At 74.4% G+C, this 10,887-nt stretch carries 12 protein-coding genes; 5 read left to right on the top strand and 7 right to left on the bottom strand.

Features of this window, described 5'->3' with window-relative positions; translation table 11 throughout:
* Positions 1-70: 70 nt before the first annotated feature.
* Positions 71-952 (bottom strand): SDR family oxidoreductase, encoded by an 882-nt coding sequence (locus H9623_RS11030; RefSeq protein WP_193720087.1) that lies wholly within the window; start codon positions 950-952, stop codon positions 71-73.
* A gap of 127 nt (positions 953-1,079) precedes the next feature.
* On the opposite strand from H9623_RS11030, the gene H9623_RS11025 reads away from it, so the two are divergent.
* The 3 genes from H9623_RS11025 to H9623_RS11015 all read left to right on the top strand — a co-directional run bounded on the left by H9623_RS11025 (position 1,080) and on the right by H9623_RS11015 (position 2,988).
* Positions 1,080-1,490 carry a winged helix-turn-helix transcriptional regulator gene (locus H9623_RS11025; protein ID WP_321575401.1) on the top strand — a complete coding sequence of 137 codons (411 nt, stop codon included), beginning with the start codon at positions 1,080-1,082 and terminating at the stop codon, positions 1,488-1,490.
* Positions 1,491-1,537: 47 nt separating this feature from the next.
* A complete protein-coding gene (gene moaA, locus H9623_RS11020; RefSeq protein ID WP_193720086.1) occupies positions 1,538-2,656 on the top strand; it encodes a GTP 3',8-cyclase MoaA in 1,119 nt (372 codons plus the stop codon).
* 95 nt (positions 2,657-2,751) lie between these two features.
* Complete coding sequence (locus H9623_RS11015; RefSeq protein ID WP_193720085.1) at positions 2,752-2,988, top strand: hypothetical protein; 237 nt, start codon at positions 2,752-2,754, stop codon at positions 2,986-2,988.
* Positions 2,989-3,027: 39 nt separating this feature from the next.
* On the opposite strand, the gene H9623_RS11010 is transcribed toward H9623_RS11015, so the two are convergent.
* Together H9623_RS11010 and H9623_RS11005 are read right to left on the bottom strand one after the other, a co-directional pair.
* A complete protein-coding gene (locus H9623_RS11010; RefSeq protein WP_456093953.1) occupies positions 3,028-3,483 on the bottom strand; it encodes a molybdenum cofactor biosynthesis protein MoaE in 456 nt (151 codons plus the stop codon).
* On the bottom strand, positions 3,480-4,829 hold the full coding sequence (locus tag H9623_RS11005) for a molybdopterin molybdotransferase MoeA (RefSeq protein WP_321575400.1): 1,350 nt from the start codon (positions 4,827-4,829) through the stop codon (positions 3,480-3,482). The genes H9623_RS11010 and H9623_RS11005 overlap by 4 nt, the downstream gene beginning before the upstream one ends.
* 132 nt (positions 4,830-4,961) lie before the next feature.
* Between H9623_RS11005 and nhaA the strand changes: the two genes are divergently transcribed.
* Together nhaA and H9623_RS10995 are read left to right on the top strand one after the other, a co-directional pair.
* Entirely contained in the window at positions 4,962-6,404 is a 1,443-nt protein-coding gene (nhaA, locus tag H9623_RS11000; protein WP_321575399.1) for a Na+/H+ antiporter NhaA, read from the top strand.
* 154 nt (positions 6,405-6,558) lie between these two features.
* Positions 6,559-8,154, top strand: a complete 1,596-nt coding sequence (locus H9623_RS10995; RefSeq protein ID WP_227748524.1) for an MFS transporter — start codon at positions 6,559-6,561, stop codon at positions 8,152-8,154.
* A 97-nt stretch (positions 8,155-8,251) separates the two neighbouring features.
* On the opposite strand, the gene H9623_RS10990 is transcribed toward H9623_RS10995, so the two are convergent.
* The 4 genes from H9623_RS10990 to H9623_RS10975 all read right to left on the bottom strand — a co-directional run bounded on the left by H9623_RS10990 (position 8,252) and on the right by H9623_RS10975 (position 10,821).
* The gene (locus H9623_RS10990) at positions 8,252-8,878 is read right to left on the bottom strand and encodes a DsbA family protein (RefSeq protein WP_193720084.1); all 627 of its coding nucleotides are present in this window, start codon (positions 8,876-8,878) and stop codon (positions 8,252-8,254) included.
* Between the two features lie 11 nt (positions 8,879-8,889).
* Positions 8,890-9,168 (bottom strand): acylphosphatase, encoded by a 279-nt coding sequence (locus H9623_RS10985; RefSeq protein ID WP_321575398.1) that lies wholly within the window; start codon positions 9,166-9,168, stop codon positions 8,890-8,892.
* Entirely contained in the window at positions 9,159-9,584 is a 426-nt protein-coding gene (locus H9623_RS10980; protein ID WP_193720083.1) for a DUF1761 domain-containing protein, read from the bottom strand. Before H9623_RS10980 ends, H9623_RS10985 begins: the two co-directional genes overlap by 10 nt.
* 100 nt (positions 9,585-9,684) lie before the next feature.
* The gene (locus H9623_RS10975; protein WP_193720082.1) at positions 9,685-10,821 is read right to left on the bottom strand and encodes a DUF2235 domain-containing protein; all 1,137 of its coding nucleotides are present in this window, start codon (positions 10,819-10,821) and stop codon (positions 9,685-9,687) included.
* Positions 10,822-10,887: the final 66 nt, after the last annotated feature.

The raw sequence follows: 10,887 nt of genomic DNA, 5'->3' as shown, positions 1-10,887 counted from the left end.
CCCCCCCCCCCCCCCCCCCCCCCCCCCCCCCCCCCCCCCGGCCCGGCGAGAGGTCGGCAGCAACCCGGCGTCACGCGGCCGACGTCACGCTCACCGCAGCCTTCAGACCCTCGGCGAGCGGCGTCGTCGGGCGCCCGATGAGGCGCGACAGCTCACCCGACGTCTGGCCGAGCAGGCCGGCACGCGTTCCCGCGTCGAGCGCGACGACGAAGCCCGCGGTCCCCTCGTCGAGGCCCACGTCGAGCAGGGCCTGGGTGTGGACCTCGGGGGTCACGTCCTGGTAGACGACCTCGCGGCCCACGATCTCGCCGATGGTCGCGGCCAGGAACGGGTGGTCCCACGCGACGTCGCCAGAGAGTTCGTGGAGAGCACCCTCGAGCGAGGGGTCCGCGTCCGCCGCGACGAGGACCGCAGCGGCCGCTTCCGCGTAGTCCTTGCGGCTCGCCGACGCGACGAGGCCGTCGCCGACGCTGCCGAGCACCACGCCGGTCTCGCGCGCCTGCTCGACCGTGCCGAGGTAGTTCTCGGTGTACCAGCCGTTGCGCAGGATCGTCGCGGTCAGGCCCGACGCCTCGATCAGTTCCTCGGTCGCCTTGTGCTCGGGAGCCAGGACCAGCGTGGACGTCGTGGCCTGCGACACGCTCGTGTAGACGAGGTGGCGGACACCGGCGGCCTGGGCGGCCTCGACGACGTTCGCGTGCTGCTGGACCCGCTGCCCCACCTCGGAGCCAGAGACCAGGAGGAGCACGTCGACCCCGTCGAACGCAGGGGCGAGGGTCTCGGGTCGCGAGTAGTCGGCCTCGCGGACGACGACGCCGCGCTCGGCGAGGTCGGCGGCCTTGGCCGGGGTGCGGACGGCCGCGACGATCCCCTCGGGGGCGACGCCGCGCTCGAGGAGCGAGTCGACGACGAGGCGTCCGAGGTGTCCGGTGGCGGCGGTGACGGCGATCATGTGGTCCTCCTGGAAGGGGTGGTGGGTACCGCGACAGCCTGGCACTAACTTTTCGTAAGTGCAATCCGATCCGCAGTGCAACCGAAGTCACAGTGCTCACGATCGGCCTGCACGCTAGGCTGATCCCGTGACCACCCTCCAGCCCGCGACCGACCCGACGGGACCGTCCGACGAGATGATCGCCGACGTGTTCCAGCGCGGCTGCACGTCCCGCCACGCGCTCGAGACCGTGACCGGCCGCTGGGGTGTCCTGACCGTCGCCGGCCTGCGCGACGGGGCCGTCCGCTTCAACGCCCTGCGCCGACGCATCGACGGCGTGAGCGAGAAGATGCTGGCCCAGACCCTCCAGGGGCTCGAACGGGACGGCCTGGTCGTGCGCGAGGTCCGCGCGACCATCCCGCCGCACGTCGAGTACTCGCTCACCGACCTCGGCCGGGCCGTCGCGGACAAGCTCGTCGGGCTCCTGGACGTCCTCGAGGCGGCCGTCCCCCAGGTCGCCGCCGCCCAGCAGGCGTACGACGCACGCACCGCGCGCTAGCACTGCCGCCACGCGCCGCCCGGCCCCCGCTGCGTAGACTCGCGAGCATGACTGCCGTCGCCCTCGGGCTCCCCCGCGTGCGCCCGACCGGGGCACCGAGCACCCTGGGACGCCCGGACACCGAGGCGCTCGTCGACCGCTACGGACGCGTCGCGCACGACCTGCGCGTGTCCGTCACGGAGAAGTGCTCGCTGCGCTGCACGTACTGCATGCCCGCCGAGGGGCTCCCGGCGATCCCCCGCGAGGACCTGCTGACCCCTGCGGAGATCGGCCGGCTCGTCGGGATCGGCTACCGGGCGGGCATCCGGGACGTGCGGTTCACGGGTGGCGAGCCGCTCATGCGCCCCGACCTCGCGGAGATCGTCCGACGCACGCGCGCGGCCGCCCCGGGCGTGCGGATCTCGATGACGACCAACGCGATCGGGCTCGACAAGCGCGTCGACGAGCTCGTCGACGCCGGGCTCGACCGCGTCAACGTCTCGCTCGACAGCATCGACCGTCGCCACTTCGCCGAGCTCACGCGCCGCGACCGGCTCCCCCAGGTGCTCGCGGGCATCCAGGGGGCCCTCGGCGCGGGCCTGTCCCCCGTCAAGCTCAACGCGGTCCTCATGCCGGAGACCCTCGCGGGAGCGGCAGACCTCCTCGCGTGGGCCGTCGAGCACGGGTGCCGGCTGCGGTTCATCGAGCAGATGCCGCTCGACGCGGACCAGAACTGGGACCGGGACCAGCTCGTCTCGGCCGAGCGCCTGCTCGACGTCCTGGGCGCCCGCTTCGACCTGACCCCCGTGGGGCGCGAGGACCCGTCGGCGCCCGCCGAGGAGTGGGCCGTCGACGGCGGCCCCGCGACCGTGGGCATCATCGCGTCGGTCACCCGGTCGTTCTGCGGCGACTGCGACCGGACCCGCCTCACCGCGGAGGGGACCGTGCGCTCGTGCCTGTTCGGGAACGAAGAGGTCGACCTGCGCGCCCTCCTGCGCACCGAGGGGCACGACGACGCCGCCACCGACGCCGCGATCGTCGCCGCCTGGCAGGGGGCCATGTGGGCCAAGCCGTTCGCGCACGGCCTCGACCGCGGGGCACCGGACACGGGAGCGATCGGCGGTCCGGCCGACGACCCCGAGGCCTTCGCACGCACCGAGCGCAGCATGGGGGCGATCGGGGGCTGAGCGGCACCCGGGACGTGTCCAAGATCATCGTCGGCGGGGTGCCCTGAGCCGCAGCATCCCGCGCCTGACGACGCCCCGAGCCCTACGATGGAGGCGTGTCCCTCCTCGACCTTCCCCGCGACAGCCATACCTCCACCGAGCCCCCTACCCGGACGGACGCCCTCCCCGTCCACCGCCCCGGCCCCAGCCGCCTCACGGCCGGACCGAGCACCGTCCTGGGGACCGTGCTCGGCGTCGCGGTGGGTGCGGTCGTGCTCGCGGGACCGGGCCTGATCCTGGGCGCGCTGGTCGGCATCGGGTTCGGCCTCCTGAAGGACAACCCCCGCGTCTGACGCCACCTCGCCGGGGTGCGGTCGACGACGCCCGCGCCCCTACAACCCGACCCACTCCGAGTCACCGTCGGTGAAGTGCTGGCGCTTCCAGATGGGCACCTCGGCCTTGATGCGCTCGACGAGGAGCGAGCAGGCCGCGAACGCCTCCGCCCTGTGCCCCGAGGCGACGCTCGCGACGAGGGCCACGTCCCCGACCGTCAGCACGCCGTACCGGTGGACCGCGGCCACACGCAGCCCGGTCTCGGCCGCGACGTCCGCGCAGCACCGCCGCAGGACCTCGGTCGCGTCGGGGTGCGCCTCGTAGTCGAGGCCCGTGACGTCGCGTCCGCCGTCGACGTCGCGCACGACGCCCCGGAAGGTCACGACGGCGCCGCACTCGCGCGAGGACACCGCCGCCTCCACGTCGCGCACCAGGGAGTCGTCGAGCACGTCGACCGTCACGCGGGACACGTCGTCCGCCGTCATCTCGTCCTCTTCTCTCGGGGTCTCGCTCACAGCCTCACCACCCGCACGCTCTCCCCTGCCTCGACACGTCCGACGTCCTCGGGGACCTCGACCAGCGCGTCGGCCGCGGCCATGGTCGCCACGAGGTGGGAGCCCGCACCGCCGACGACCTCGACCGTCCCGCCGGGCCCGAGCCGTCCGCGCAGCATCTGCTGCTTGGTGGGCGGGGAGTCGATCGCGCCGGTCACGGTGCGTGTCTCGACCTCGCGGGCGGGACGTCCCGCCGCCCGTTCGAGGACGGGGCGAGCGAAGACGACGAACGACACCTGGGCGCTCACGGGGTTGCCCGGGAACGTGAGGATGGGCGTGCCCTCGTAGGTCCCGAAGCCCTGAGGGCCGCCCGGCTGCATCGCGACGGACCGGAAGGTCACGCCGTCCCCGAGGGTGTCCTTGACGACCTCGTAGGCGCCCTGGCTCACGCCGCCCGACGTGAGGACCAGGTCGGCCTCCTCTGCGGCGCGTGCCAGGAGCGCGGCCAGCTCGCGGGGGTCGTCCCCTGTCCGCCCCGTCAGGACGACGTCGGCTCCAGCACGTCGTGCGGCGGCCGCGAGCCCGTGCAGGTTCGCGTCGTACACCTGCCCGGTGGCCGCCGCCCGGCCGGGTTCGACCACCTCGGTCCCGGTCGAGACCACCGCGACCCGCACCCGCGCCCGGACGTCGAGGGAGGCCACGCCGCACGACGCCGCGGCCGCGAGGTGGTGCGGCCCCAGCAGCGTCCCGGCGGGCAGCACCAGGTCGCCGCCGCGCACGTCCGACCCGACGTCCCGCACGAACTCCCCGGCGGCCCGCGGCGCCAGCACCCCCACGTGGGTCCCGACGGCCCCGCGCGCAGGTCCGGCCGGGTACGCCCCGAAGCGCACGGCGTCGGTGTCCTCGACGGGCACGACGGCGTCGCTCCCCTCCGGCACGACGGCTCCGGTCATGATCCTGGCCACCGTTCCCGGGGCCAGGGCCGCGGGGGTCCCGGGGCCCGCGGGGACCTCGGCGACGACGGGCAGCACGACCGGCGCCCCGTCCGTAGCCGGGGCCACGTCGGCGGACCGCACCGCGTAACCGTCCATCTGCGAGCTGCGGAACGAGGGCAGGTCGACCGGAGCGAGCAGGTCCGCCGAGAGCACGCGGTCGAGCGCGTCGGCGAGCGCCACCCGGTCGGTGCCACGCCCCGCGAACGGGGGCCAGAGCAGCGCCTCGACCTCGCGACGGTGCTGCTCGACGCTCACGCGGACGGCCCCCGCCGCCTGCCGGTGCTCTCCCGAGGGGGCGCCAGGACGCCCCGTCGGGGGCGGCGCCGTCGGGCCGGGGGTCGTCCTCCCGGGCGCTACCTGGTCTGCCGTCACGTCGTCTCCTCGCCTGCGCACGGACCGGCCGCCCGCCGGACGGCCTCGGGGCAAGCCTGTCACGATCCGCGGGCCGGGGGCGCGGGCGTCCCGCCCGTTGCGCCGTGCGCGACGCGCTGCGACCGTGGAGCGGTGACGCCCGAGCCGCCCACCCCGCCCGCCGGGAACCGCCCGCTGCTGCCGACGCTCGACCAGCGGCCCGGTCCTCCGCTGCGCTTCCCCGTGCGGCCCGTCGCGCCCGCGGTCCGGCAGTTCCTCTCGACCGAGGCCGGCGGCGCGGTCCTGCTGCTCGCCGCGACCGTGGTCGCGCTCGTGTGGGCGAACTCGCCGTGGTCGGGCGCGTACGACGACCTGTGGGCCACCACGGCCGGGTTGCACCTGGGCGGGTGGTCGCTCGACATGGACCTGCACCACTGGGTCAACGACGCCGCCATGGCGATCTTCTTCCTGGTCATCGGGCTCGAGATCAACCGCGAGGTCACGAGCGGCGAGCTCCGCAACCGTCGGACGGTCGCGGTCCCCGCGCTGGGCGCGCTGGGCGGCCTCCTGGTGCCCGCCCTCGTCTTCCTGGCGTTCAACGCCGGCACCGACGCGCAGCACGGCTGGGGCATCGTGATGTCGACCGACACGGCGTTCCTCGTCGGGGTCCTCGCGCTGTTCGGCCCGCGCTGCCCCGACCGGCTCCGGCTGTTCCTGCTGACGCTCGCGGTCGTCGACGACATCGGGGCCATCACGGTCATGGCCGTGTTCTACAACGACGGCGTGTGGCTCCCCGGGCTGGCGATCGCGGGCGTGCTCGTGGCCGCGATCCTCGTGATGCGCTGGCTCGGGGTCTGGCGCCTCGCGCCGTACGTGGGCGTGGGCCTGGCGCTGTGGCTCGCGGTCTACTCCTCGGGGGTCCACGCGACCCTCGCGGGCGTGCTCGTCGGGCTGCTCGTCCCCTCGCGCCGGGCCCGGCGCGACCAGGTCGACGACGTCCCGGGCTACGCCCAGCGGCTGCGCGAGGAGACGACGGCGGAGCGCGAGCACCTGACCGAGCTCGCGGCGCGCGCAGCGGTCCCCGCGAGCGACCGTCTCCAGCGCGTCCTGCACCCGTGGAGCGCGTACGTCGTGGTCCCCGTCTTCGGCCTGGCCAACGCGGGCGTGCAGCTCGACGCCGAGTCGCTGTCGGCCGCGATGACGTCCCGGCTGACGATCGGCGTCGCGGTCGCGCTCGTGGTGGGCAACGCCGTCGGGATCTTCGGCGCCTCCGCCCTCGCGCTGCGGCTGAACCTGGGAGACCTGCCCGGGCGCGTACGCTACTCGCACCTGCTGGGCGGCGCGATGCTCGCCGGGATCGGGTTCACCATCTCGCTGTTCATCGCCGAGCTCGCGTTCGACGACGAGGTGCTGATCGAGCAGGCGAAGATCGGCATCCTCGTGGGGTCGCTGGTCGCGGCGGTCCTGGGCTCGGTGACGCTGCGCATCCTGGGCGAACGCCTGCCGCTGTGCTCGCCCGAGTCCACGGGACCGCCCCCGGGGCTGCCGCCCCGGCCGTGGCGGTCACCGGAGGCAGCGGCGGACGCCGGCGCGTAGCGGACCGAGGAGGGGAACCGGCGCCGGCGACCCGGCTCCCTCCGCGCGCGCGGAGGGAGCCGGGTACCTAGGCTGACCTCGAGGCCAAGGCCTTGACCTCGAGCCCACGCCGCCTGCCCGGACAGGCGGCCCAGCCAGAGCCGAGGCGCACGCCATGGGTACGGGACCGGAAGGCAACGCCCCCGCTGGGCGGGGGAACCGGCGGCTGATGCTGCTGCTCGCGGCGGCGATGTTCGTGCTGGTCGTGGACACGTCCCTGATGAACGTGTCGATCTCCGCAGTCATCAGGGACCTGGACACGACCGCCAGCGGCGTGCAGTCCGCCATCGCGCTCGAAGCGCTCGTCTCGGCCGCGTTCATCCTGATCAACAGCAAGGTCGGCGACCTGATGGGGCGCAAGCGGGCCTACGTCCTGGGCCTGCTCGCCTACGCCGCCGGGGCGCTGGCCATGACGTTGGCTCAGAGCCTCACCGCCATCATCGTGTTCTGGGCGGTCGTCGGAGGGCTCGGGGCCTCGTTGCTCCTGCCGGCGATGCAGTCGCTGATCCACGGCAACTTCTCGGGGGCCGACCAGAAGAAGGCGTACGCGCTCGTCGGCGCGTCGGCCGCGATCGCCGCGGCGATCGGGCCGCTGCTCGGCGGGTTCGTCACGACCTACCTGTCGTGGCGGGTCGGGTTCGGGCTCGAGGTGCTCATCATCGTCGTCGTCCTGAGCCAGATCCGCCTGGTGCGGGACGTCCCCTACACCGGGTCCCGCCAGGTCGACGTCGTCGGTGCCGCCCTGTCCGTGGTCGGCATGGGGGGCGTGGTGCTCGGGATCCTCGTCTGGCAGGAGGGCGGCGAGTACGTCGGGCTGCTCATGCTCGTCGGCGTCGTCGCGCTCGTGCTGCTCGCGCGGTGGCTCGTACGACGCGCGCGCCGGCGCGAGGTCCCCCTGCTCGACCCGGACCTGTTCCGGCACCCGACCTTCACGACGGGCGTCACGGGGCAGATGCTGCAGCAGGTCACCCTGGGCGGGGCGATGATCGCCCTGCCCCTGTTCCTCCAGATGACCCTCGAGTACGACGCGCTCCAGGCGGGCCTGGCCCTGTCCCCCCTCTCGCTGACGATGTTCGCCGCGGCGGTCGTCGCGGGCAGGAGGGCCGGGCGCCGGCGCCCCGCCGTGATCATCCGGGCGGGCTTCCTGCTGGCCTGCCTCGGGATCGCGATCATCATCCCCTTCGTCCCCCGGGTCGACAGCGGCTGGTACCTGGTCCTGCCGCTCGTCGTCACCGGCTGCGGCCTGGGGCTGCTCGTCTCGCAGCTCAACAACTACACGCTCGCCCCCGTCGACGAGGAACGTGTCAGCGAGGCCGCGGGCGTCAACTCGGCCGCCGGGTCGTTCGGGCTCTCGTTCGGCCTCGCGATGGCCGGCGGGATCATGCTCGCCTCCCTCTCGCTCCTGTTCACCCAGATGACGGGGTCCAGCCAGGTCATCCCCCCGGCGCAGCAGCAGCAGATCGTCGCGGCGCTCGAGGACGACGCCGAGATCATGAGCAACACCCAGCTCGCCGAGCAGATCACGGGACAGCCCCCCGCGGTCGAGGCCGAGGTGCTCGCGATCAACGACGACGCCCGCGACCGCTCGCTCCAGCTCGCCCTGCTGGTGCCCCTGCTCGCTGCGCTGCTCGGGCTCGTCACCTCGTTCCGCATGGTGCGGCTGCCCGACCAGGAACCGAGGTCGTCGCTCGACGGGACGAGCCTCGCCTGACGCCGACGCCCCCCCCCGCCCCCGGCGCGCGAGCAAACCCGTCGGCACGGGGACGGGCCCGTCGGCGCGGGGACGGGCCCGCAGCCCCGGAGGAGGCTCAGGCGCCCTGACCGGGTGACGGTCGCGGCCCCCGGTGCTCGCCCGCGAGCGCGGCGGCCACCGCGGCCCGGACCCCGTCCTCGGTCACCCGCCCGCGGTAGCGCTCGCCGTCGACGAACAGCGTGGGAGTGCCCCGCACGCCGAGAGCCGTCCCGGCCAGGTAGTCCCGCTCGACGGCGTCGCCGTGCTCCTGCGCGGCCTCACCGACGACGCTCGCGCCGTCGAGGCCGAGCGTCTGCGCCCAGTGGGCCAGGCCGACGTCGTCGAGCCGGTCCTGGTGCGCGAACAGCAGGTCGTGCATCTCCCAGAAGCGCCCCTGGGCCCCGGCGGCCTCGGCAGCGAGCGCCGCCGTGAGCGCGTAGGGGTGGACCTCGAACAGCGGGAAGTGGCGGAAGACGAGCCGGACCGTGCCTCCGGACTCCTCGACGACCGCGCGCAGGACGGGCGCCGCGTCGTGGCAGTACGGGCACTCGAGGTCACCGAACTCGACGATCGTCACCGGCGCCGCCGGGTCGCCGAGGACGTGGGCGCCCGGAGGGACGAGGGCTGCCGCGAGCCCGACGGGACCGCCCGGCGAGCCGGTCCTGCCGGGCGTACCGTCGGGGTCCGCCGTGCTCTGCGTCATGCGCCCCAGACTCACACCTCGTCGACGTCGACGCGCGTCACGTGCCCGGGCGTCGACCCGCCACGGAGCCAGGCGAGCAGCTCGGCGACGGTGTCCACCGGCCCGCGGGCCGTCACGAGCACGGTCCCGTCGGGGAGGTTCTGCGCGTCGCACTCCAGGCCCAGCGCGCCGGCCCGGCGACGCGTCGCCCACCGGAAGCCGACGCCCTGGACGTGGCCGTGCACGAGCGCGCGCAGCGCACCCTCGTCCCGGCGGTCCCGCGGGCCGTCGCCCGTCACGCCTACTGCCACAGCCCGAGGATCGCGCCCATGACGGCGAGCGCGATCACGTCGTGCAGGCCGTCGATCAGGGTGAGGCGGGTGGGCAGGCGCGCGAAGCCGTGGTGGATCACGTGCCCGCCGGCCCGGAAGACGAGCCCGACGACCGCGCCGAGCACCAGTCCCTCCCAGAGGCCGTGGACGCCGGTCGCGAGGAAGAGCGCGCCGAGGAGGATCGCGGTGAGCAGCGAGGTGGCCGCGGTGGCGGCGAAGCGGGGCCAGACGCCGTCGACCGCGTTCATCTCCTCCGCGGTGAGCCCGACGAGGTTCGCCCACTGCCGTCCGAGCGCCCCGGTCGAGTAGTACAGGTAGCCGACGGCGAACGCGGACAGGGTGGCCACGAGCACGGCCCACCAGTTGAGGTCGCCGATCGCGTCCAGCCATGCCATGTCCCGCTCCTCCCGCGTGCGTGGCGTGGCGCCCACCTGCCCGCGGCGGGGCGCGTCACCGTCTTCCAGGCTAGCCACGCCGGGTCGAGGTCGCCGCTCGTCAGGTCAGGACGAGCCTGCGGGGCGCGTCGGTGAACGTCAGGACGGGTTCGACGGCGAGCGCGTCACCGGCCGACTCCTTCCACCAGGCGATGTTGACCGCGTGCTTGGCGTAGGGGGACGAGGGGTCGGCGGCGAGGGCGAGCGCGACGTCGGACAGCAGGACGTCGTCGATGTAGCCCTGCGCGAGGGGGACGCCGGCGAGGAGGCGCCGGGTGCCCTTGAACCGTGGTCGGTGCTTGAGGCGTTTCGCGGTGTTGAGCAGCCGGTACGCGAGGCGCGGCGTGAACCGGGCGACGACCTCGGGGGCGTCGTCGAGCTGGTCGAGGACCCGGTCCGGGGAGAAGGTGAGCCCCCACGCCGCGGCCTCCCCCATCATCCACAGCAGCGCGACGTCGGACAGGCCCGACGACGCGTTCCCCCCTCCCACGTCGCTGTGGGCGCCCGGGAACCAGACCTGCTTGACGCCGCCGGGCCGGTCGTCGTCGGCCGGGACGTCCCACAGGCACGGCTCGAACGTGAGGCGCCGCTCGTCGATCGCGAGCGCCTGCCGCGCGCACTGGACCGAGCCCGACAGGCGCACGTCGTGGAACCTGCTCCGGCGGCGGGTGAGACCGGGAACGCCCAGGGCGCCCACGGTGTCGAACACGCCGAGGAACGTGATGGGGACCTGCGGGTAGCAGTGCTCGTGGAACGCCGCGAGGCGGGCGCGCCGCCCCGGCGAGTGGTCGCGGTACAGGTCCTCGGCCTCCGCCAGCAGGTTCCCGGCCCGGCGCTGCGCGAGGGCGTCCGCCGTCAGCAGCCCGACGCTCGCGATCATGCCGGCGACGCTCCGCGCGGTGTACGCGCCCCGGCTGAAGCCGAACACGTAGATCTCGTCGTCGGGCTCGTAGTTGAGCGCGAGGTCGCGGTACCCGGCGACGACGTTGCGGCTCAGCCCGTACCCGAAGGCACCGCCCAGCAGGGCGTCGACCGGGTAGCCGCGGGCGCCGACCCCTTCGACCGAGAAGACCATCTGCTGGATGCCGTCGGGCCCGATCCCCGTGTGGACGGACCGGGCGATCTTCTCGATGTTCGACACGCTCGCCCTGACCGGTGAGTTCCACGTCCCGTCGCAGCACAGCACCAGGCGCTTCATGGCTCCTCCTCGAACCACCCCGCCGTCGTCGGCGGGCCTACCTGGAGGGAGAGTCGGCCGTCGCGG

The sequence above is a fragment of the Oerskovia douganii genome (genome assembly GCF_015142735.1).
Lineage (GTDB): Bacteria > Actinomycetota > Actinomycetes > Actinomycetales > Cellulomonadaceae > Oerskovia > Oerskovia douganii.
This window is presented reverse-complemented; position numbering and strand designations above follow the sequence as displayed.

Coding starts and splice junctions, on each gene's coding strand:
- H9623_RS11030 (WP_193720087.1), bottom strand. CDS start 952: ATGATCGCCGTCACCGCCGCCACCGGACACCTCGGACGCCTCGTCGTC.
- moaA (WP_193720086.1), top strand. CDS start 1,538: ATGACTGCCGTCGCCCTCGGGCTCCCCCGCGTGCGCCCGACCGGGGCA.
- H9623_RS10995 (WP_227748524.1), top strand. CDS start 6,559: ATGGGTACGGGACCGGAAGGCAACGCCCCCGCTGGGCGGGGGAACCGG.
- H9623_RS10990 (WP_193720084.1), bottom strand. CDS start 8,878: ATGACGCAGAGCACGGCGGACCCCGACGGTACGCCCGGCAGGACCGGC.
- H9623_RS10980 (WP_193720083.1), bottom strand. CDS start 9,584: ATGGCATGGCTGGACGCGATCGGCGACCTCAACTGGTGGGCCGTGCTC.
- H9623_RS10975 (WP_193720082.1), bottom strand. CDS start 10,821: ATGAAGCGCCTGGTGCTGTGCTGCGACGGGACGTGGAACTCACCGGTC.